Raw genomic sequence first — 21,645 nt, forward strand, 5'->3', positions numbered from 1 at the left:
CCGGAAGGCGTGGTCTCGATAAAAACCTCAAAGGCTCAGCCGGATTTCATCGAAATTGCGCACCTCTCGGTGTTCGGCTTGCGAATCGGGCGCATCGCCCCTGGCCAGGCAGATTGTATGAAATCCCGCCGCCCCGGCCGCGTCCAGTTCCTCCTTGCTGTCGGATAGAAACAGGATCGTGTCCGGCTCACGGTCCAGTTGCCCGGCGATTTTACGATACGACTCAATCTCTTTCTTACCGCCGATCCGCGTGTCGAAATACCCCGAGAACAGAGGCGTCAGGTCGCCCTGTTCGGTATGGGAAAACAATAATTTCTGCGCCTGGACCGAACCGGACGAATACACGTACAATTCCAGCCCGCGGGCTTTCCAGGCTTTCAGATTGTCCATGGCATCCGGATACAAATGGCCGTGGAAGGCCCCGCGCGCATAGCCTTCTTCCCAGATCATGCCCTGCAATATTTTCAACGGCGTGATCTTTTTGTCTTCGTCCAGCCACTCGATCAACTGCGAAATCACTTGCTCCATCGTGACCTCGTCCCGGGAACGCGCCTGAATTTCCCGGCGCACCTCATCCAGTTGCCGCCGGACTTCGGCATCGCCGGCGTGCTCCCGGACAAATTCGGCCAGATGCGCCCGGGCATACGGAAACAGAACCTCTTTGACAAAAGACAACGAAGTCGTGGTGCCTTCGATGTCGGTAACGATCGCTTTAATCATGAGAGTGCGTTCACGTATTGGTCGAACGTCGGAAAGGATCGGGCGATCTCGCTGCCGGTAAAGCGGGCGATCCAGCCTTCGGGGGTCGTAAACAAACGAATGCATTTGAAAAAAGGACGTTCGCCCATGTCGAACCAATGCGTCGTATCCGCCGGCACGCTGATCAAATCGCCTTTTTCGCACAAGACGGCATAAACCTTGCCGCCTGCATGCAGATAAAACAGCCCGCGTCCGTCGATGAAAAAACGCACTTCGAAATCGTCGTGAACGTGCTCGGCCAGAAACTTCTGCCGGAACGCATCCTTGTCCGGATGGTCCGGATTCAGGCTGACCACGTCCACCGACTGAAAACCGTACTGCCGTTTCAATCGTTCGATGGCATCCTGATAGGCCAAAATAACAGCCTCCTGATCGGCGTCCGGAGCCAGTTCGCCATTGGCCGTCCAGCGCTCGAACTGCACGCCGATTCCGGCCAGCGAATCCCGGATCGAGGAAAAATCCGTCGTCGTTTCGCCCGAACCGGGCTCATTTTCAGCATAGACGGTTAAAGCACTCATAATCTATTGACTCCATTAAGTCGTAACTCGCAATCAAACATATAATCCAGCGCTTCCAGATGACGAAGCGCTGCGTCGACCGATTCGCCCCAGGTATAAAGGCCGTGCCCGGCAATGACATAAGCACGGCAATCGGCATGCCGGTCGATATAGCGGTCGACCTGCTCCGCCAGGCGGGGGATGTTCTGGTCGTTGGCAAAAATAGGCACGGTAATGCGGGTTTCATGCGTCGTGATGCCGCTCAAGGCCTTCAACAGCTCGTAATTTTCCAGCCGCAGCTCGTCTTTGAAAATCCTGGAAACCAGCATCGCATTGATCGAATGAGGATGCAGGACGCACTGCGCCGTCGGAAACCGCTTATACAATGAGGTATGAAGAAGCGTTTCGGCGGAGGGTCTTTTACCGTCCAGAGAGACGGCGTCGGCACTGATCAGCATGATGTCTTCCAATTGCAGACGGCCTTTGTGCCTGCCGGAAACCGTGATGGCGATCGTGCCGTCCGACAGGCGTACGGAAAAATTGCCGCTCGTGGCGGGCACCCATCCCTTGCTGTCGATAAAGCGTCCGGCCTCGCAAAGGGCCGTCGCCGCGTTGATAAAATCTTGACTGTAAATCATCTGGGACAAAAACCTCTCTTCCCTTGTCTGAATTGCCTTGAATCAGCCCGGTAAGATTATATGTTGATTCGCCTTAAGAAAGTAGAGCGCAATCCGAAACGGGGTGAAATTATTCGATTGAAAGAACCGTCCGGCCATGCATCAGGTACAAGCCGTGAAGGACTCTTCGCCGGGATAATTCCCGGATATTCTTACGGGCCCCCGTTAAACCGGCTATTATATTCATTCCACACAGCCGGAGATAACAAATCGCCGTCTTAAAAACTCCTCTCCGATTGATGAATAAAAAAATTCTTGTCGCTATTCTGGCCCTCGCCGCACTGTTCCTTGTCTATTATCTCATGATGCGCCCCAAACCGGTTGCGGTCGAAGTGGTCCGCATCGAGCCGGGCGAAGTCAAGGCCACCGTTTCCAATACTCGGGTCGGCACGGTCAAGGCTTGCCGGCGAGCCCTGCTGGCTCCGGCGACCGGCGGTGAAGTCGCCCGCATCCATGTCAAGGAAGGCGACACGGTCAAGCAGAACCAGTTGTTGATGGAAGTCTGGAATAAAGATTTAAAAGCCCAGCTCGAGCTGCAGGAAGCCCAAATCAGGGCCGACGAAGCCACTGCGGAACAAGTCTGCCAGCTCAAGGGCAGCGCCGAACGCGAGGCCCGGCGCATTTCCCTGCTGCAGCAGCACAATCAGATCGTCTCCGAAGAACAGGTCGACACCAAGGTGACCGGAGCCAAGGCCCAGCGCGCTTCCTGCCGGGCCGCCCAGGAAGCCGTTGCGGTCAGCCGGGCCAGCCGGAATGCGGTTCAGGCCGCCGTCGAAAAGACGCTGGTGCTGGCGCCCTTCGACGGCACCGTCGCCGAAATCAACGTCGAACTGGGCGAGTTCGTGACGCCTTCGCCGACCGGCATCGCTACGCTGCCCGCCATCGATTTACTCGACGTCAGTTGCCTGTACGTGTCCGCTCCGATCGATGAGGTCGATGCGCCGCAAATCAAGACCGGCATGCCGGCCTGCGTCTCGCTGGATGCCTTTCCCGACAAGCGCTGCTCCGGCTCGGTCAGCCGTATTGCGCCCTACGTTCTGGAAAAGGAAAAACAGGCGCGCACCGTCGAGGTGGAAGTCAAACTGACCGATCCCGGCGAGCTTCGGGATCTTTTGCCCGGTTACAGCGCGGACATCGAAATATTGCTCGCCAGCAAGCCCCGCGCGTTACGAGTCCCCGCCGAAGCCGTGCTGGAGCAAAACAAGGTCCTGGTGATGGAAGAGGACGGCTTGCTGGTGGAGCGCCGCTTTACCCGGGGGCTGGCCAATTGGAGCACCGTGGAGGTGCTATCGGGACTTCAGGCCGGCGACCGGGTGGTCCTGTCCGTCGGTCAGGAAGGCGTCCATGCCGGAGCTTATGCGGTAGCGAAAAATGATCCGGCTTGAAAATATCCACCGCTCCTTTCGGGTCGGCGAGCAAACGGTTCATGCGCTGAACGGTATCAACCTGACCATTGCCAAGGGTGAGTACGTTTCGGTTATGGGCCCCTCGGGCTCCGGCAAATCGACGCTTTTGAACATTATCGCCCTGCTCGATCAGCCCTCGTCCGGCCGTTATCTGCTCAACGGCGAACCGGTCACGCAGTTGAGCGACGATCAACTGGCCCGGGTCCGGCGCGAGCACATCGGCTTCGTATTTCAATTTTTTCATCTGATTCCCCGGTTGTCGGCGGCCGAAAACATCGAGATGCCGATGATCCTCGCCGGAATTCCCGCCCGGGAAAGAGCGCAACGGGTCGACAAGGCGCTGCGGGAGGTCAGTCTCGAAGACCGCGCCCGACACCGGCCGGATCAATTGTCGGGCGGACAACTCCAGCGGGTCGCCATCGCCCGGGCGATGGTCATGCAGCCTGAAATTCTGCTGGCCGATGAACCCACCGGCAATCTGGACAGCCAGTCCGGCAAGGAAATCGTCGAATTGCTGGAAAGCCTGAATCGGCAAGGCGTCACGCTGATCGTCATCACCCACGACCAGAAGCTGGGCGACCGGGCCGGCCGGCAAATCCGCATCATCGACGGACGGATCGTGTCGGGTTGAGCCCCCTTGCCGTGAAACCTGCCGGTAAAACCCAATGATAAGGACGAGGCCGTTATCCGAGCCTGACCCTCGGATCCACCAGCGTATAGGAAATGTCGGTCAGCAACAGGCCCAGGATATAGAGCACCGAACCCAGAAAGACCATCGCCCGAACGATGGCGAAATCCTGGCTGTTGATGGCGTCGATGGTATAACTGCCGAGGCCCGGAATGCTGAAAAAGGACTCCATGATCAGGCTGCCCATGAACAGCAGCGGCAGGATCACCACCACGCCGGTTAAAATGGGAATCATGGCATTCTTCAGGACGTGGCGCAGCAGCGTTCGCTGTTCGCTCAGCCCTTTGGCGCGAGCGGTGCGTACATAATCCTTTTCGACCTCTTCCAGAAACAAGGTTCGATACCAGCGGGCCCCGGAGCCGATCCCGGAAAAAACGCCGATCAATACCGGCAGCCAGAGAAACTTAAACGCAGCCAATCCCTGATCGTAACCGGAAATCGGTACCAGCTTGAGCACTTTGCCGATGACGAACTGTCCGCCGATGATGTAAAACAGCGACGAGACCGACATCAACATCACGCACAGAACAATGCCGCCGAATTCCAGATAAGTTTCCCGGAACAGCACCATCAACAGAGCGAAACCGATGTCGACCAGCAAACCGATCATCAGGGTCGGCAAGGCCAGGGCAAGACTGGGCCACATGCGCTGACGGATGTCGGCTCCGATATCGCGTCCGCTGTCGGAGATGCCGAAGCGAAACCAAAACAGCCCGACCGATTTCCGGTAAAAAATGGTATCGGTGATCTTGCCGGCACCTTGTTCTTCGGCGTTCCACAACAACGGCACCTCGTAACCGTGCTGCTGCTTCCAGTTGTCGATCGCCTCCCGGGTCACGTGCTTTTGCCCAAGCTGCATGCGGGCCATGTCGTCGGGGCTGTTGACGACGAAAAACAAAACAAAAGTCAGTACGTTCACTCCCATCAACAAAGGGAAGGCGTACAAGACCCGCCGGATCACATAATGCATCATGGCTGAATTTCCTGCTGGTTGAATGGGCGTCGCAGTCCGGAGGCCGCCGTTTGCCGGCTTCTTCGGCGATAACTTCGCACCGCCGGAATCAACGTCAAAACAAAGACGGCACCGACCAGCGCCACGGGCCAGAGCACGGGCTGATTCCATGCCTCTCTTTGTTTTTCCCTCAAAACCGGATCGATCCGGGTGTATTTGAGCCGATTATTCGCCATCAGATTCGGCTTGAGGTTAGTGTACCAGCCGTGAAACAGCGAGAACGCCTTGGGATGGAAACCGAACAGCCAGGGCGAGTCATGGCGGACGATGGCCTGCATTTGTTGAATGATCCGGAAGCGCTGTTCGTTATTGTCCATGTTGCGCATCGCTTCGAACAGACGGTCGAATTCCGGATTAAGATAATTCACCGCATTCTCGCCGCCGTATTTGACTTTGCCGTTGGGCCCGTATAGCAGGGCGAAAAAGTTTTCGGGATCGGGATAGTCGGCATTCCAACCCCAGACGAACAATTGCGCGTTGCCGGTCCGTATTTTTTGCTGAAAACGGTTGTAATCGGTTCCCCGAATCACCAGTTTGACGCCGATTTTTTCGAACTGCTTGCGGAACCAGCTCATGGTCGGCCGGTCGTCGACGCCCACGGCGGTGGTATCGAAATACAGGATCAACGGTTCTTTGGTTTTCGGATCGATGCCGTTGGCGTAACCGGCCTCGGCCATCAATTGCCGGGCCACGGCGATCGGTTTGCGCTGCGGCTTACCGTCCACCCAATCGTAAACCTCGGGATTGATCCCCGCCCGTCCCGGCTCATTGCCGAAAATACCCGGAGGCAACGCGCCTTGAGCGGCGACGCCGCGCCCGTTGCGGAAAATGGCGATGAACTCTTCGTAATCCACCGCGATGGCGATGGCCCGGCGCAATTTGCGGGCAGCTTCGGATTCGCCGCCGACGGTGGCGTCGAGCATGTTGAAGCCCATATAAAAAATCGACGTTTCCACCGAAGTATGCAGTTGAATCCCCTTTTCACGCATGCTCTCGGTCAGGGCGACGCCGCCGCTGCCGGTAAACTGGATGGCCTGATCGAAACTGTCGGAAGCGATGCCGGAAGCATCGTAATAGCCTTGCAGGAATTTGTTCCAGTAGGGTATGGTTTCCTTTTCCAGCATGAACACGGCTTTCTCGATGAAGGGCAGCGGTTTGCCGGCATCCTTCAGCAGGCCTTTTGGCGCATCCTCCGGCTCGCCCTCGGCAGGGTAGGTTTCATGATCGAACAACGGATTTTTCATCAACACCATGCGCCGGTTCGGGTTATTCTCGGCGAGAAAATAAGGCCCCGTACCGATGGGATACCAATCCAGGGTAACGTTTTTTTCGGACAAGCCCGGCTGTTCGTAAAACTCGACCGCCTCCCAGGGCATCGGTGCAAAAAAAGACATGGCCAGCCAATATAAAAATTGCGGGTATTTACCTTTGATCCGGATGCGGTAGCGGTAGCGGTCGAGCGCTTGCACGCCGGTCATCGTCTTGTTTTTAATGTCGCCGAGCGGGTGGCTCTCCGACTCCCCGGCAAATTCGGCAAATCCGACGATGTAGTTTTTCATGATTTCGGCGATCGGCGACTGATTTTTAGGATGCGCCAGCCTTTTAATTTGATAAACATAATCCTCCGCAGTCAGTTCCCTGGATCCGGTTTGTTCGAAGTCGGCCAGCGACTCGGTCGCATCGATCGCGTCTTTGCTCAAGTGATGATAGAGATAACCGCCCTGCGCATTTTTTGCCAGAGCCGGATGCGGCTGGAAACCGATCGAGGGCCGGATTTCGATCAAATAATCGGTAAAGGCAATTTTTTCCGCCGGAGCATCCTGGGCCAGCTTTCCGCCCGCCGCATCGTAATAAGCGATCTCCGGCATTTTGGCGGCCGTCAGCGGTACCAATTGGTACGGTCTTTTCAAATAATGGTATTGAAACGGCGGCTCGTAAATCTGAGCGATGAATACGTATTCGTCCTCACTGTAAGACTTTGCCGGATCCAGGTGCTTGGGCCGCTCCGAGAAGGATTGATACAACACCGGCCGGCGGCTCTCTTCCTCGGGATAGGGATTGTTCAACAGACCGTCGCCGCAACTCGTCAACAACGCGGCGAACAAAATCATCATAACCTTAGCGTTCCGGATTTTCATTGTGCGCTTTACCCATCAGCAATCTCTTTGTCGGCAAAATTGTTAAATTTGACAACGATGCCCGCCCATCGTTATGCTTCTTTTCTTTCCCGTATCGACAGAGGAGCAAGCCGCCGGTTCACCGGTTCCTTGCGATTGCAACCCCTTGTGGATCGAGACGGCACGTTGGATTCCATTTTATCGCGTTTGCATCGCCTTTTCGTTTTCAGCCTCGATCCCCGGCCGTTCCCGGAGAGGCAGGCAACCATCGCCCGATGCAAACGCGGCGAGTATAACAACAAAAGCACCAGGAGATCATAATGGGTTTTATGCAAGGCAAACGGGTCTTGATTGTCGGCTTGGCCAGCAATCGGTCCATCGCATGGGGCATCGCTCAGGCCATGCACCGGGAAGGCGCCGAATTGGCGTTCACCTTCCAGAACGAGAAGCTGCAAAGCCGCGTCCAGGAAATGGCCGCGGAATGCAATTCCAACATCACCGTCGAATGCGACGTCGGCCTCGACGAACACATCGACAACGTCTTTACCGAATTGGGCCGGCACTGGGACGGGCTGGACTGCATCGTGCATTCGGTCGCGTTCGCGCCGAGAGACGCGCTGGAGGGCGATTACGTGAACGCCACGACGCGGGACAATTTCCGCATCGCGCACGACATCAGCTCGTACAGCTTCACCGCTCTGGCCAAGGCGGGACGCGGCATGATGGCGGGACGCAACGGTTCGCTGCTGACCCTGACTTACCTGGGCGCGGAACGGGCCATCCCCAACTACAACGTCATGGGCGTCGCCAAAGCCAGTCTGGAAGCCAACGTACGCTATATGGCCGTGGCGTTGGGGCCCGAGGGCACGCGGGTCAACGCCATCTCCGCAGGCCCCATCCGCACGCTGGCCGCCGCCGGGATCAATAATTTCAAATCGATGCTCAGCAAGGCGGCCGACGCCTCGCCGTTGAAGAAAAACGTCACCATCGAGGAAGTCGGCAACGCGGCGGCTTTTTTATGCTCGGACCTGGCCTCCGGCATTACCGGCGAAATCACTTACGTCGATGCGGGCTACAATATTGCAGGCCTGGCCGCGGCCGGTTAAGTTTCGGCCGGACTGCCCAAAAAGAAAGGGAGCTCAAGGCTCCCTTTTTTATGCGCCGTTAAAACGCCTTATTCGCTTTTCGCCGCCCCGGGCTGCGAGTGTACCGTGATGTCGGTATCCTCTTCCAGGGTGCCCAGCAAGGCATCGAATTCGGTCTGCCCGAAGGCTCTGGCGATATTTTTTCTGGCCAGATCCATTCGCTTCTTATCCTCTTCGGTCATGACTCCCGGAGTCACCTTGAAAAGGCTGGCCACCACCTGCTCGCCCGCCGGCAACGCCGCCACCAGCACGGTCGGCTTGTCGCCGACCGGCTTGGCGGCCTTGAATACGGCATCGCTCAAAGGCTCCGGCACGCTCGTGTCGTTTCGCGACAAACCGGTCAGTTTCCTGATCTCCAGCTTGTTCTCCGCCGCCACCGCCGGCAGGGACTCGCCGGCCTGCAGGCGCGCCTTTATTTTCTGCGCCTTGTCCACCGCCTGCTGCCTGGCTTTTTCAGACAGCAAGGTATCGGCCACTTCCTGTTTGACGCTAGCCAAATCTCGGACCGAAGCCGGTTTGTGCTCCAGCACCCGGAGTACGACCAGCCGCTCCGGGCTGATTTCGATGGGCGTGCTGTTATTGCCTTGCAATACCTCTTCCGAAAAAGCGGCTTCGCGGACTTTCGCCTCGCCGGCAATCCCCTCGCCCTTGTCTTTGGTAAACAACGGCGACTGCTTGACGGCAAGATTCAACTCTTTCGCCACCGAATCCAGATTGTCCGGGTTTTCGTAACTTTTCTCGGCCAGCTTTTCTCCGGCTTCATAGAATAAATTTTCCGCTTTGGATTTCTGATAGGCTTTGGCGACCTCGCCTTTGATCGCCTCGAACGGCTTGGTCTCGCCGGGCACCAGCTCGGTCACTTTGATCAGATGATAGCCGAAGGAGGTCTTTACCGGCTCGGACACTTCGCCCGCCTTCAATGCCATGGCCGCCTCTTCGAACGGTTTTTCCATGACTCCGGGAGTCAACAGGCCCAGATCCCCGCCTTTTTTAGCCGTTAACTTGTCATCGGAGACTTCTTCCGCCAGTTTGGCAAAATCCTTGGTTTCGAGTTCTTTTTTGGCCTTTCGGGCTTTTTCCAGCGCGGTTTTATCATCGGTCTTATCGTTGACCGCAAACAGGATGTGGCTGATTTTTCTTCGTTCGGGCGTGCCGTACTGGTCTTTTTGCTCTTCGTAGTAAGCTTTGAGTTTGTCGTCCGTTACTTCGACTTTTTTCGCCACCTCATCCAGCGTCAGTTCGACATAGGCAATCGAAACCTGTTCCGGTGTTTTGTATTGGTCCTGATGCTGTTGATAATAGGCCGTTATCTCCTGCTCCGAAGGCTGTTCGGTCAACTTCGGCATCGCCACCGTCACATACTCGACGTCCCGTTTCTGATTCTGGATTTTGAAGAAACTTTCCAGATCGTATTGGGTGGCGAAGCTGCTGTCGGTAATGCTGCGCTGGAACTGTTCCATCGTCAGCGCGTTCTTGATCCGGTTGACGAACTCCGGAGACGAGATCCGCTGTGAGCTGAGCAGCGATTTATAGCGTTTTTCGTCGAACTTGCCGTCGACCTGGAAATAGTCCAGGCTACGAATATAATCCCGGGCAACGGCATCGCTGGTCACCAGGCCCTGTGCATGAACGTACTGCAACAGGACTTCGTCCTTGATCAGCTTATCGAGCGCCTGAGCTTTTAAAGTGGCCTCATCGATTCCAAGTCCTCGCAGGTTCTGGCTGTATTGTTCATAAGCCTGATTGACGTCGCGCTGATAGAAATCCTTGTCGCCTACCGAGGCTACGGGCGCTTCCTTGCCGGTATCCAGATAGTTTTGAATGCCCCATAAGGCAAAGGGAATACAGATCATTAACAAGATGGCCCATGCGAAAGCCCCTTGCGCCTTTTCTCTAATTGTCGTCAGCATATGCTCGGTCCTAAAAAAACAAATTGCAATTAGCAAAACCGGAGTAAAAAAAAAGCCCCGGACCAGACGGCACGGGGCTTTTAATTTGGCGGAGCGGACGGGGCTCGAACCCGCGACCCCCGGCGTGACAGGCCGGTATTCTAACCAACTGAACTACCGCTCCAAAGTCTGGTGGGTGCTGAGGGGTTCGAACCCCCGACCCTCGCCTTGTAAGGGCGATGCTCTCCCAGCTGAGCTAAGCACCCGACTAAAGAGCACTAGTTTACAGCATCTTTTAAAGATTTGCCAACTTTAAATGAAGGAATTTTTGCTGCCTTGATTGTAATTTCTTCTCCGGTCTGCGGATTACGGCCTTTCCGCTCGGCTCTACCTTTAACGGAAAAGGTTCCAAAACCCACCAATGTGACGGAATCATCGTTCTTTAATGCCTCTGTCACAGCACTGATAAAACCATCCAAAGCTCTTCCAGCATCCGCTTTTGTCAATTCAGCCGACGCTGCGATAGCATCAATCAGTTCCGATTTATTCATTATTCCCCCTTAGGAAGTCAATTTTAATTTTGTATTGGCAATAACCCGCTTGAGTCAATCTATCCTTATGCGCGATCACAAACTACACAAGAAAGTGTTATTAAATCAATAGCAACAAATCAGGTCAAGCACTAACCCGAAGAGACTCCGATTTTTTCTGCAATCTTCCGAAAAAGGAATGAGCCTAGACTCCTGAATCAATGCGCCGTCAACCCCTGATTTTTGATTTTAACCGCCTCCATCTCGGCTTTGGCTTGCTCCTCGGCAGCTTTTTTCAGAGCCGATACCGGCATGTACTGCAAAGCCACTTCCAGCACCTCGTCGATCCAGTGAACGGGCTTGATAACCAGATTTTGCTTGATGTTTTCCGGTATTTCAACCAGATCTTTCTCATTTTCCGCCGGAATCAAAACCGTGGAAATGCCGCCCCGGTGAGCCGCCAGCAGTTTTTCCTTCAAGCCGCCGATCGGCAATACCTCGCCGCTCAGAGTGATCTCGCCGGTCATGGCGACGTTGGCGCGAACGGGGATTTTCGTTAATGCCGAGATGATGGCCGTGCACATGCCGATGCCTGCGCTCGGGCCGTCCTTGGGCGTCGCCCCTTCCGGAACGTGGATGTGAATATCGTTTTTCTGGAACTGCTCGCTGTCGATGCCGAGCGCTTCCGCCCGGCTCCTGACGACCGTCATCGCGGCTTCGATGGACTCCTTCATCACGTCGCCGAGCTTGCCGGTCGAGGAATGCTTTCCTTTGCCGGGAATGACCGCCGTCTCGATGGTCAACAGTTCCCCGCCCACTTCGGTCCAGGCCAGCCCGGTCACTTGCCCGATTTGATCCTGTTCTTCGGCCAGGCCGTAGCTGTAACGCTTTACCCCAAGATAGGCATCCAGATTTTCCGGCGTGATCTCGATTCGGGCACCCTTCGGCTCCAGTAACAGACTCTTGACGACTTTCCGGCACACTTTCGAAATATCGCGCTCCAGGTTCCGGACGCCCGCTTCTCTGGAGTAATAACGGATCATGGCGCGAACGGTGGCTTCCGGAATCTCGATTTCATGAGGCTGCAAGCCGTTGTTCCGGATCTGTTTCGGAATCAGGTAACGCAGGGCGATATTGATCTTTTCGTCTTCGGTATACCCCGACAGGCGGATGACTTCCATCCGGTCCAGCAGGGCCGGGGGAATGTTCATCGTGTTGGCGGTCGCAACGAACATGACGTCGGACAGATCGAAGTCGACTTCGAGATAATGGTCCGAAAAGGTGTGATTCTGCTCCGGATCCAGCACTTCGAGCAAGGCGGAAGCCGGATCGCCGCGAAAATCGGCCGCCATTTTATCGATTTCGTCGAGCAGAAACATCGGATTGCGGGTTTTGATCTTGGCCAGGTTCTGCAGAATTTTTCCGGGCATCGAACCGATGTAAGTCCGCCGATGGCCGCGAATTTCCGCCTCGTCGCGCACGCCGCCGAGCGCCATGCGCACGTATTTCCGGTTGGTTGCTCGGGCAATCGATTCGCCCAGCGAAGTTTTACCGACCCCCGGAGGTCCGACCAGGCATAAAATGGGGCCCTTCAACTGCTGCACCCGCTGCTGCACGGCCAGATATTCGAGAATGCGCTCTTTCACTTTTTCCAGGCCGTAGTGCTCCGATTCCAGAACCTGTTCGGCTATTTTCAGATCATGCCGGACTTTCGTCTTTTTCTTCCAGGGCACGCTGACCATCCATTCGATGTAGTTGCGCACCACGGTCGCTTCGGCCGACATCGGCGACATCAGCTTGAGCTTGTTCAGCTCCGCGGTCGCCTTGGCATTGGCTTCTTTGGACATACCGGCTTTTTCGATTTTCCTCTCAAGCTCTTCAATTTCATTGGGCGTATTTTCCATTTCTCCCAACTCTTTCTGAATCGCTTTCATCTGCTCGTTGAGATAATATTCCCTTTGATTTTTCTCCATCTGCTGCTTTACCCGGACGCGAATCCGTTTTTCCATCTCCAGGAGATCGACTTCGCCTTCCATGTAGGTCATCAGATGTTCCAGCCGCCGGGCAATATCGGCATTTTCCAGAACACCTTGTTTTTCATGAATTTTCAGCGTCATATGCGCGGCTATGGTGTCGGCCAGCCGGCTCAGGTCGTCGACTCCGGACAACGCATTCAACACCTCGGGCGGAATCTTGTTGTTCAGTTTGACGTATTGGTCGAACGAGCTGACGACCGTCCGCTGCAGGACCTCCTGCTCTTGCGGCGAAATCCCCAAAACTTCTTCAAGAGCTTCCACGGCAGCCGAATAATATTTCCCGGTTTCCTTGTAGCTCAAAACCTTGCTGCGAAGATTGCCTTCCACCAAGACTTTTACCGTTCCGTCAGGAAGCTTGAGTAATTGCAGAATATTGGCCAGCGTACCGACTTTGTACAGATCTTCAAAATCCGGCTCATCAACGTCCGCTTCTTTTTGCGCGACCAGCAAAATTTGCTTGTTGTCCTTCATCGCGGCTTCCAAAGCATCAATCGATCTTTCCCTGCCGACAAACAAGGGAATGACCATGTGCGGATACACTACGACATCCCGAAGCGGCAATACCGGGATAAACACATTTTTCTGTTGCAATTCTGTCATTTTCTGCGCTTCCATAACTGGAACCCTTCATATACTGTATTTGGAATATTTATTATGGGGTCACTGGCAAAAATAGCAAGGATTGATTCCCCGATACTTTGAATTTTGCCCGTGGTCTTGATGGCTTCGGCATCGTCTCGAAAAAATCCGTAAGCCGCGTGGCCGTCGTTGATCAGGATAAAGCCGGGCGAATCCTTCAGACCGGATTCGCCTTGGTTATCCTATGACAAGCGTTGCCGCGTCAAGATTCGATAGCCGGCATTAAAAACGGCAAAAAATACCCCTTCGTTGCCGGTCAATTCTTTCCGGAGGTTCGACCACCGGCTTGTCTTCCTGCAATGGACTCGGGAACCTTACCGGCACGGCAGGGCTCTATGAAGACAAATTCGCGAAGATTTTCAGTTCGAACACCTGTACAGCGTTTTAGATTCATCCGGAAACAAAGCACCAAAATGATCATAAAATAAAAACCGAAGATAAAAATGCGGACCCCAGCGCTTTCAACCTCGTCTGCTCAATCTGTCGGTGAACGTATAAAAACCCAATAACTGACCCCGGAGTCACCAGATGAAACGGTATTTGTTCATTTCCGCCATTTTACTGTTGAGCGCCTGCTCCACCCTGCCGCCGGCCATCAAGAATGCGCCTGCCGTCGACGTCTCGTACCCGCAGGCCAGCGCCGACATCAACAGCTATAAAAATATCCCGATCCGCTGGGGCGGCGTGATCATCGACCTGCAAAACGAGCAGGCTTACAGCCTGTTGCAGGTTTTGTCCTATCCATTGAACAGTAACGGGCGCCCTTCGACGGATGAACCGTATCAAGGGCGCTTCCTGATTAAAACGTCCGAATTTCTGGATCCGGCCGTGTACGTCAAGGGGCGGGAAGTGACCGCCGCCGGCGTTCTTAAAGGCGACAGCGAGCAGCGAATCGGAAATAAAACGCTCAGACTGCCCCTGATGGAAAGCACCGTTCTACATTTATGGCCGGAATACGACGTGAACCGTTATTATTACGGCGGTTACGGCTATTATCCTTATTACTGGGGCGGCTATTACGGTTACAGCCCTTATTACTGGGGCTGGGGCGGCCTCTACCGGCCTTTTCCTCCCTATTAAGGGAGAAATCCGTCCACATCGGGACAGTTTCCGGCCTTAAGCCGCGTTATTGTGAGAACTCGATCTCGTAGCCGGTAAATTTGCGGATGTTGACGACTCCGGAGTCCAGTATCAGATACTGGCCTTTAATGCCGTGCAGAACGCCCGAAATCTCCGGAGTCTTGTCGAAATTCAAGGCGGAAATCTTGACCGGATAGTTGTCCACCGGAAAATGGAGCTCCACCGGCTTCTCCCCGGACAAGAACTCCACGTCTCCGACGCCGAAACGCTGGCTGATGGCGGCCAATTCGGCTTCGCAGCAAGCCGTCAATTCATCGCGCTTTTTTTCCAGATCCACGGTCTCGACCTGATTCTTCAGCATCTGCTGCCAACTCGTTTTATCGCTGACGTGTTGGCCGATGACCGCCTCGATCAAACCGGAAATATGGCGTGAAGCCACCTTGAAAATAGGCAGGGCCTGCACCGCCCCCTGATCGATCCAGCGCGTCGGCACTTGCGACTGACGGGTAATGCCGACTTTGATGCCGCTGGAATTGGCGAGATAGACGATGTGGGGCTGAAAGCAGAAGGTCTGGCCCCATTCGGGCTCTCGGCAGGTGCCCGCTGCAAAATGGCAGATTTCGGGCTTCACGATGCAGCGGTCGCACTCGGCCGACTTGATGAAACAAGGATAACAGTAACCCTGGTTGAAACTTTTTTTCGTCGACCTGTTGCAGCGGACGCAAATTATTCTGCCGGTATGTTTCAGCCGGACCGGTTTTCCGATCAATGGATTCATTTCGATGCTCCGGCCGCTCAATTGCAGGGTGTACTGCACCGGCCGATCCAGCGCGGCGTTCATTTTGGTTAAATTGCCCAGCATATCCATCTCCTCAGATTTTTTTATAGCCGTCGCTGTTACCGCCCACCCAGCGTTCCTGCTCCGACTGGAGCCGCTCTTTTTTCCAGAACGGCGCTTTCGATTTCAACGCTTCCATGATGTAGCGGCTGGCGTCGAAGGCATCGCCCCGGTGCGCCGCCCATACCGAGACCAGCACGATCGGTTCGTTCGGCCGAATCTCGCCGACCCGGTGCACCACCAGAGCATCAAGAATCTGCCAGCGCCGGGAGGCGTCGCCGACGATGTTCTCCAGTTCTTTTTCGGTCATGCCGGGGTAATGCTCCAGCGTCATGCCCAGGACGCCGTCGCCTTCATTGAAATCGCGCATGGTGCCGATAAAAATACCGGTTGCGCCGAATTTTCCGAATATCCCGGCCGAAGCCTCCTGGTACAGGCGCGCCTCGTTCCACGGATCGAAGCCTTCTTCACAGATTTTTACCTTCATTTGGCGCCTCCGGTAACCGGCGGGAAAAAAGCCACCTCGTCGCCGTCCCGGACAACGCTGTTCCATTCCGCATAATTCATGTTGATCGCCACCAACGTATTGTCGGGCACGGCTTTATCCGGCATGCACAACCGCCATACGTCACGGGCAGTCAGGTTTTCAACGGGGGCCAGAACGTCTTCCGGGCGCCCGGCCTTTTCTTTTAAACTGGCAAAATAGCGGACTTTAATTGACATGCTTGATCAGGCAATGATAAAAATTCGGGTTTTATGATGCGGCCCTGCTTTAAAAGGCCGTTCGCTAACCCTTCAAACTCTTTATTGTACCGAATTGTGACGCACACACCACACTTTAACCGGGCCGGGGAGGCCGTCATGATCGATGTAGGCGAGAAAGCCGTGACCGAGCGCACCGCCGTCACGGAAGGCTACATCGAAATGAAACCGGCCACGCTGCAATTGATCCTCGCCGGCAACCATAAAAAAGGAGACGTGCTGGCGGTCGCCCGAATCGCTGGCATCATGGCCAGCAAAAAAACGGCCGAGCTGATTCCGCTGTGCCATCCCCTGCCCATTACCCATGTGGAAATCAATTTGACCGCGGAAACCGAAAAAAATCGCATTCGCTGCCAAAGCACCGTTAAAACCGTTGCCCAAACCGGCGTGGAGATGGAAGCCCTGACAGCGACTCAGATCGCTCTGCTGACGATCTACGACATGTGCAAGGGCGTGGACCGCGGCATGGTCATCCAGTCGGTACGCTTGCTGGAAAAAGCGGGCGGCAAATCGGGACACTGGCAGGCACCGGAAGAAACCGCCCAGGATTTCAGGCAAGGCCGTTAAGATCATTAAGATAGGAGGAGACAAGACAGGGACAAGACGGAGCGATTCAAAGTCAAGATACGGCCAACTAAACCGGGAGCCGGATAACTTTTACCAACTCGTTCGCAATTGCATCGGCCGTTTTTTATCGAATATAATCGTGTTTCAAGCTTTTCCAAGCACCGCCGTCAGCCGGTTGCGGCCGGCTTCCATTCCTGTCTTATCCTCAGACGCTTACCCAATTACAGCAGAGAACTCCATGCCGATGACCATCAAAGAACTTGCCGATTTATGCGGAGCCCGAATCGAAGGAGGAGACTCTTCAGTCAGCCTACTATCGGCCGCCGACATTACCTCGGCCAAACCCTATCAGGTTACCCAACTGACAAATAGCCGGTACGTTCCTTATCTCAAGGAGACCGGAGCTTCCGCCTGTTTTGTCGCCGAAGGGTTTGCCGTAGACGCCAAACCTGAAAATCTGGCGTTGCTGGTCTGCCCCGACCCCGAAATCAGCTTTATCAAAGCGGTTAAATTGCTTCATCCGGACAGAGAATACGGTCGATTCATCGCACCCCAGGCCGTCCTGGAAGAAAACGTCAAGCTCGGCGACAACCTCTTCATCGGTCCTTACGCCGTGATCGGAGAAAATTCCGGCATCGGCGACAACACTCAAATTCTGGCCGGAAGTTATATCGGCAGGAATGTAAGCATCGGAAGAAATTGCCGGCTTCATCCCTACGTCGTCATCTACGACGACGTCCAAATCGGCGACAACGTCATCATTCATTCGGGCGCCATTATCGGCGCCGACGGATTCGGTTACAAGTTCAGGGATCATGCCCACGTCAAGGTTCCGCAAGTAGGCAACGTGGTCATCGAAGACAATGTCGAAATCGGAGCCAATACCTGCGTTGACCGCGGCGCACTGGGCAGCACCACCATCGGATACGGCAGCAAAATCGATAATCTGGTTCAGATCGGGCACAACAACAAGGTCGGCAAGCACGTCATCATGTGCGGACAAACCGGCGTGTCGGGCTCCTGCCATATTGAAGACTATGCGATCCTGGCCGGCAGTTCCGGTATTGCCGACCACGTCACGATCGGTAAAGGCGCGGTGGTCATGGCGCGTTCCGGCGTCGCCGGCAATATTGCGGCGGGTACCCAGGTATTCGGCAGCCCGGCAAAGGAAAAGAAAATAGCCTATAAGGAACAGGCCGCCATCAGTAAGCTGCCCGAGTTGCTGAAGAAAATCAAACTGCTCGAAGAAAAAATTCAAAAGCTCGAGCAAGGTGAAAAATAAACCTTGCAAACGACCGGCACGAACCGGACGTTCGAGCCATAAATACGAAGCTAATCAATGCTTCGAGGAGTTTCTAGCCGAGAGAAGTCTTGCCGTCGACGGCAAAGCACGACGAGGAATGATGCAGGACTTACCGGCATTCATTTTCACCGGTCCAGTTACGCGTAAATAAAAAAAATCGATTGCAAATTGGCCTATCTGTACTTGACGTCCAACTCAACAATCGAGCGACCAATGACTGTAGAGAAAACCGGCGAAAATTGAGGAGGGGGAGTTGATCTAATTAAAAAAGAAACTCCCCGACGGCTTACTACCATCGGGGAGCATTTTTTTAGTTTCCTTCGGTACCAGTTACGTTGCTGGTAGATCTTTTTTCTAATTTTGCGAAAACTTCGGCATTACTTTGAGCAACAGCGCCGCTTTCCAAATGTTTCATTTCGTCTTTCTTCAACAATACAACCAGAAGAATAATCGAAGCGATGCAAACTCCAACGATTATCCATGTGTTATCTTTTTCTTGTGCTTCAGCCATTTTTAAATCCTCTATAGTTATTAAAGTTATATTAATGTTTAAGCCCCTCTCCTCAAAGGAGCAACTCAGAAAATATTTTTTATGAGTTGGTTGTCGAATTAATTTTAAACAACGATGTAATTTTTATCATGAGATAAGGCTCTATGTCAAAACTATAGATAAAAAAAAATTCAAAAATCCTCATTTCTTTTCTTCAGCCCGCAGAGAACGGCTTGAGCGCATGCGCCGGCGCGATCGCTTAAGTTACTGATAGAAAATGACAATATCTTGATAAGAAAGCGAAACCTGGCCGCGGCCTCCAATTCAAGGCGCTATTCCTCTCTCTGCCCGGAACCAGTCTTCGGAAGGAAGCCGAAGCCGCCAAGTTTTCCGCCATCGGCCAGCTTCTGAAAGTTTCCGACGCTTCTTCGGGCAACCATGGCCGCCAAAGCTCAGGCCAGAACTTAAGAACTAAACGCTGCCGAAATTGCCCAATCAGGGCGCGCCGCAGCTTGTTGCCGATTGCAGAGTAATGCCGGGATGTTTTTTTTGCAGAAGCGTCAAACGTTCCGCCACTTGCCTTCCTCCTGCAATCAAAACATATTTCCGCTCTTGATTTCTATATCTCGGCATGACTTCGGCATCGATTCCTTTTGCTCGAAGCTGTTCTTTCATGACCACCGCTTTTTCTTCCTTTTTAAACACGCCCAGCGCTATTCCGCCTTTTTCCTCTCCTTCCGTCATTTTCCATACGTCGGCAAATCCCAGGCCCTTCAGCATTTTCAGATTGGCATCGCTTTGCTCCGGTGTTTCCGCCGCGGGTTGATAAACCAGATAATCGCCGACGGCTTGCCCCGGCCGGGACTGAATCTGTAGCCGGGCATTGACTGCCGTCAACTGCCTGCGCCATTCATTCAACAGTTTCTCATCGGTGAAAGGCCCGGCTTCAACACAAACGTGCCCTTCCGTGCGCTCCTCTCCGACACGATCTTCGGCTGCGGAATTTTCACCGTTGGCCAAGACGGGCTCCTTTCGAAGCACTTCCGATCCTGAGCCGGTAAACGGATGTTCGACATTGAGCGGTGCCCTGCCCTCATTCGCACTATCGGCCGTTTCTCCAGTTGCGGCGCGGTTTTGCCCAGCACCGGAATCTATGCCTTGATGGTCTGCAATTTCGGCCGCCGCGGCTGTCTCCCGGCCGGCAGGAAGAGGCTCGTTCAGTTCGTCGGCCAGCACAATCGACTCCTGTACGGGGATGCCGGGCGTTTGGGTTCGTTCTGCAACCTGTTGCACCGCATTCCTGTGGTATTCCCACATGAAGAATGCCACATTTGCCAACGCCACGAAAAAGAAAACCGCTTTCATACCGCTTCTTCCAGAACAATAGCCAGCCCGCGGAAGACCAAATCGGAATCCACCACCACCCGGTAAGCCAGATGTCCGGCCACTCGTTCAGCATCGCCTCCGGTTAATATCAACAGGCTATTGCCGGGTTGCGCGGCAAAAACGTGTTCGATCAGGCCGATGGCTGCCGTCAATACTCCACTGTCAATCGCCGCTTCGGTATGGTTTGCCGGCCCCGGATCATAACGGGCGTCGTCGAATTTTAACGCCGCCGTACTGGCCGCAAGCGATTGTTTCATCAATCTCAGGCCCGGGCAGATTAGGCCGCCTTGATGGCGGCCATGGTCATCGAGCAAATCCACGGTGATGGCCGTGCCGCAATCGACGATACAAGCCGGCATAGAATAGTAACAGTGGCGCACGGCGATTAACGACAGCCAGCGGTCGGCACCCAGCTTTTCGGGCTGCAAATACGCATTGGTCACGCCAAACGCATCGGCTTGCGAGCGGATTCGGGTGATTTTCGCGCCGGGCCAGAGCTCAAGTGCGGCCTTGCAGACAAGCTCCGCGGTGTTTTCCGCGCCGACGCAGGAAACGGCTATCCGCCCCGGTGGAGGTACGCTTTGCCAGAGTTCTTTCAGTCGCTCTTCACTGAGTTGCGAATTGGCCAGGAAGTCTCCGGGAACGAGACGATCCGCCTCGGTCATTGCCCACTTCAAGCGAGTATTGCCGATATCCACCAGTAAATTCATAAGAGGGGACTGCTGAAGCTTAACTCGCCGGAAGCGAACGATTGAACGGTTCCGTCGGGACGCTTCATCAATAATAAACCGTTGTCGTCGATGCCCTGCACGACGCCTTCATAGCGGTGGTGGCCGACAAATACGGCGGCAAATTGATTCATCAGGCAGTCGTAGCGCCGCCATTCGTCCAGATAGCCGCCGATACCGACGGACTCGTAGACATCCAGTACCGCAAACAGGTTATTGATCAATTGGCCTGCCAGAGGGTTTCTGCGCAATCGGCTTTGGCCGGTCGCTCTGCTCAAGTCCGTCCAGGCCTGATCAATCGATTCGGCTTCCTCCTCGGTCAAATACAAATTGAGCCCCAAGCCGATGACCGCTGCGCAAGGCCCCTGATTTTCTCCGGAAACCTCGATCAGGATGCCTCCCAATTTTTTATCCCGACAATAAATATCGTTGGGCCATTTCAGGCCGATGCCGGGGACGGAATAATGCTTCAACGTTCTTATCGCCGCAACGCCGACGGCCAGACTCAATGCGGAAATGGCCGCGGGCCCTTGTTGAAATCGCCAGAGAATCGAAACATAGATGTTATTGCCGTAGGGGGATACCCAGCATCTTCCCCGCCGTCCCTTGCCGGCCGTTTGCTGCTCGGCAAAACAGACCACGCCCGACGGCGCGCCCTTATGCGCAAGCTCGTTTAAATAACTGTTGGTGGAAGGAATCTGGTCATGAATCTCCAGCGAAGCAAGCAAAGCCCTGCTTTTTTCATCAAGAAATTCACCGATCTGGGCATGATCCAGCAATTCCAGAGGTTTCTCCAGCCGATACCCCCTGCCGCTGACGGCCGCATGCCGAAGACCGATTTCGGTGAGAAAGGACAACTGTTTCCAGACAGCCGAACGCGTGACGCCGACTTGATCCGCCAGTTCGGTTCCGGAATGAAATTCTCCGTCGGCCAGAATGGACAGCAATTTTTTTTGTTTTTCGGAAATAATCACGAAGATAAACTCTATAATTTGACTGCATCCGGAATTTGGCAACAAAAATGGCCCGAATGAAACAGAAATCGGGCTCGATGCCGAACCGCAGCGGTGAAAAACGGCCCAAAAATCAAGCCGTC

At 54.4% G+C, this 21,645-nt stretch carries 21 protein-coding genes and 2 tRNA genes; 6 read left to right on the forward strand and 17 right to left on the reverse strand.

Going from position 1 to position 21,645, the window contains the following annotated elements:
- Nucleotides 1-27 precede the first annotated feature (27 nt).
- From mtnC to A3OW_RS0114150, 3 genes are read right to left on the reverse strand one after another with little or no spacing between them, the layout of a single operon-like run.
- Nucleotides 28-720: an acireductone synthase gene (gene mtnC / locus A3OW_RS0114140; RefSeq protein WP_020564100.1), complete on the reverse strand. Its 693-nt coding sequence runs from the start codon at nt 718-720 to the stop codon at nt 28-30.
- Nucleotides 717-1,277, reverse strand: coding sequence for a 1,2-dihydroxy-3-keto-5-methylthiopentene dioxygenase (locus tag A3OW_RS0114145; protein WP_020564101.1), 561 nt, complete (start codon nt 1,275-1,277; stop codon nt 717-719). The genes mtnC and A3OW_RS0114145 overlap by 4 nt, the downstream gene beginning before the upstream one ends.
- Nucleotides 1,274-1,894: a methylthioribulose 1-phosphate dehydratase gene (locus A3OW_RS0114150; RefSeq protein WP_020564102.1), complete on the reverse strand. Its 621-nt coding sequence runs from the start codon at nt 1,892-1,894 to the stop codon at nt 1,274-1,276. The genes A3OW_RS0114145 and A3OW_RS0114150 overlap by 4 nt, the downstream gene beginning before the upstream one ends.
- A gap of 278 nt (nt 1,895-2,172) precedes the next feature.
- Here A3OW_RS0114150 and A3OW_RS0114155 point away from each other — a divergent pair, with 278 nt between their 5' ends.
- Nucleotides 2,173-3,318: an efflux RND transporter periplasmic adaptor subunit gene (locus A3OW_RS0114155; RefSeq protein WP_026223608.1), complete on the forward strand. Its 1,146-nt coding sequence runs from the start codon at nt 2,173-2,175 to the stop codon at nt 3,316-3,318.
- Nucleotides 3,305-3,970 (forward strand): ABC transporter ATP-binding protein, encoded by a 666-nt coding sequence (locus A3OW_RS0114160; protein ID WP_020564104.1) that lies wholly within the window; start codon nt 3,305-3,307, stop codon nt 3,968-3,970. Before A3OW_RS0114155 ends, A3OW_RS0114160 begins: the two co-directional genes overlap by 14 nt.
- Before the next feature lie 52 nt (nt 3,971-4,022).
- Here the strand turns inward: A3OW_RS0114160 and A3OW_RS0114165 are convergent, their stop codons facing one another.
- Both A3OW_RS0114165 and A3OW_RS0114170 read right to left on the reverse strand, forming a co-directional pair.
- Nucleotides 4,023-5,000, reverse strand: coding sequence for an ABC transporter permease (locus A3OW_RS0114165; RefSeq protein WP_020564105.1), 978 nt, complete (start codon nt 4,998-5,000; stop codon nt 4,023-4,025).
- Nucleotides 4,997-7,153 carry an ABC transporter substrate-binding protein gene (locus A3OW_RS0114170; protein ID WP_020564106.1) on the reverse strand — a complete coding sequence of 719 codons (2,157 nt, stop codon included), beginning with the start codon at nt 7,151-7,153 and terminating at the stop codon, nt 4,997-4,999. Before A3OW_RS0114170 ends, A3OW_RS0114165 begins: the two co-directional genes overlap by 4 nt.
- A 323-nt stretch (nt 7,154-7,476) precedes the next feature.
- Here A3OW_RS0114170 and A3OW_RS0114180 point away from each other — a divergent pair, with 323 nt between their 5' ends.
- Entirely contained in the window at nt 7,477-8,262 is a 786-nt protein-coding gene (locus A3OW_RS0114180) for an enoyl-ACP reductase FabI (RefSeq protein ID WP_020564108.1), read from the forward strand.
- A gap of 68 nt (nt 8,263-8,330) precedes the next feature.
- Here the strand turns inward: A3OW_RS0114180 and A3OW_RS0114185 are convergent, their stop codons facing one another.
- The 5 genes from A3OW_RS0114185 to lon form a co-directional block, all read right to left on the reverse strand.
- Nucleotides 8,331-10,211 (reverse strand): SurA N-terminal domain-containing protein, encoded by a 1,881-nt coding sequence (locus A3OW_RS0114185; RefSeq protein WP_026223609.1) that lies wholly within the window; start codon nt 10,209-10,211, stop codon nt 8,331-8,333.
- An 86-nt stretch (nt 10,212-10,297) separates the two neighbouring features.
- Nucleotides 10,298-10,374: transfer RNA gene (locus tag A3OW_RS0114190), tRNA-Asp, on the reverse strand.
- Nucleotides 10,375-10,380: 6 nt separating this feature from the next.
- Nucleotides 10,381-10,456 (reverse strand) — tRNA-Val (locus tag A3OW_RS0114195).
- A gap of 12 nt (nt 10,457-10,468) precedes the next feature.
- Nucleotides 10,469-10,741 (reverse strand): HU family DNA-binding protein, encoded by a 273-nt coding sequence (locus tag A3OW_RS0114200; RefSeq protein WP_020564109.1) that lies wholly within the window; start codon nt 10,739-10,741, stop codon nt 10,469-10,471.
- A gap of 197 nt (nt 10,742-10,938) precedes the next feature.
- Nucleotides 10,939-13,371: an endopeptidase La gene (gene lon, locus A3OW_RS0114205; protein ID WP_020564110.1), complete on the reverse strand. Its 2,433-nt coding sequence runs from the start codon at nt 13,369-13,371 to the stop codon at nt 10,939-10,941.
- Nucleotides 13,372-13,923: 552 nt separating this feature from the next.
- Between lon and A3OW_RS0114210 the strand changes: the two genes are divergently transcribed.
- Complete coding sequence (locus A3OW_RS0114210; RefSeq protein WP_020564111.1) at nt 13,924-14,475, forward strand: Slp family lipoprotein; 552 nt, start codon at nt 13,924-13,926, stop codon at nt 14,473-14,475.
- A gap of 46 nt (nt 14,476-14,521) precedes the next feature.
- Here the strand turns inward: A3OW_RS0114210 and A3OW_RS0114215 are convergent, their stop codons facing one another.
- The 3 genes from A3OW_RS0114215 to A3OW_RS0114225 are packed head-to-tail and all read right to left on the reverse strand — an operon-like array spanning nt 14,522 to nt 16,036.
- Nucleotides 14,522-15,337: a DUF2797 domain-containing protein gene (locus A3OW_RS0114215; RefSeq protein ID WP_020564112.1), complete on the reverse strand. Its 816-nt coding sequence runs from the start codon at nt 15,335-15,337 to the stop codon at nt 14,522-14,524.
- A gap of 10 nt (nt 15,338-15,347) precedes the next feature.
- Nucleotides 15,348-15,800 (reverse strand): molybdenum cofactor biosynthesis protein MoaE, encoded by a 453-nt coding sequence (locus tag A3OW_RS0114220; protein ID WP_020564113.1) that lies wholly within the window; start codon nt 15,798-15,800, stop codon nt 15,348-15,350.
- Nucleotides 15,797-16,036 (reverse strand): MoaD/ThiS family protein, encoded by a 240-nt coding sequence (locus tag A3OW_RS0114225; protein ID WP_020564114.1) that lies wholly within the window; start codon nt 16,034-16,036, stop codon nt 15,797-15,799. Before A3OW_RS0114225 ends, A3OW_RS0114220 begins: the two co-directional genes overlap by 4 nt.
- Before the next feature lie 96 nt (nt 16,037-16,132).
- Here A3OW_RS0114225 and moaC point away from each other — a divergent pair, with 96 nt between their 5' ends.
- The gene (gene moaC / locus A3OW_RS25060; RefSeq protein WP_269746768.1) at nt 16,133-16,642 is read left to right on the forward strand and encodes a cyclic pyranopterin monophosphate synthase MoaC; all 510 of its coding nucleotides are present in this window, start codon (nt 16,133-16,135) and stop codon (nt 16,640-16,642) included.
- A gap of 238 nt (nt 16,643-16,880) precedes the next feature.
- Nucleotides 16,881-17,924, forward strand: coding sequence for a UDP-3-O-(3-hydroxymyristoyl)glucosamine N-acyltransferase (gene lpxD / locus A3OW_RS0114235; protein ID WP_020564116.1), 1,044 nt, complete (start codon nt 16,881-16,883; stop codon nt 17,922-17,924).
- Between the two features lie 331 nt (nt 17,925-18,255).
- Here lpxD and A3OW_RS0114240 read toward each other — a convergent pair whose 3' ends face one another.
- The 4 genes from A3OW_RS0114240 to birA all read right to left on the reverse strand — a co-directional run bounded on the left by A3OW_RS0114240 (nt 18,256) and on the right by birA (nt 21,523).
- The gene (locus tag A3OW_RS0114240) at nt 18,256-18,456 is read right to left on the reverse strand and encodes a hypothetical protein (protein ID WP_020564117.1); all 201 of its coding nucleotides are present in this window, start codon (nt 18,454-18,456) and stop codon (nt 18,256-18,258) included.
- A 474-nt stretch (nt 18,457-18,930) separates the two neighbouring features.
- A complete protein-coding gene (locus tag A3OW_RS0114245; RefSeq protein WP_020564118.1) occupies nt 18,931-19,800 on the reverse strand; it encodes a hypothetical protein in 870 nt (289 codons plus the stop codon).
- Nucleotides 19,797-20,531, reverse strand: coding sequence for a type III pantothenate kinase (locus tag A3OW_RS0114250; RefSeq protein ID WP_020564119.1), 735 nt, complete (start codon nt 20,529-20,531; stop codon nt 19,797-19,799). The genes A3OW_RS0114245 and A3OW_RS0114250 overlap by 4 nt, the downstream gene beginning before the upstream one ends.
- Nucleotides 20,528-21,523 carry a bifunctional biotin--[acetyl-CoA-carboxylase] ligase/biotin operon repressor BirA gene (gene birA / locus A3OW_RS0114255; RefSeq protein WP_020564120.1) on the reverse strand — a complete coding sequence of 332 codons (996 nt, stop codon included), beginning with the start codon at nt 21,521-21,523 and terminating at the stop codon, nt 20,528-20,530. The genes A3OW_RS0114250 and birA overlap by 4 nt, the downstream gene beginning before the upstream one ends.
- Nucleotides 21,524-21,645: the final 122 nt, after the last annotated feature.

This window comes from Methylosarcina fibrata AML-C10 (genome assembly GCF_000372865.1).
GTDB lineage: Bacteria > Pseudomonadota > Gammaproteobacteria > Methylococcales > Methylomonadaceae > Methylosarcina > Methylosarcina fibrata.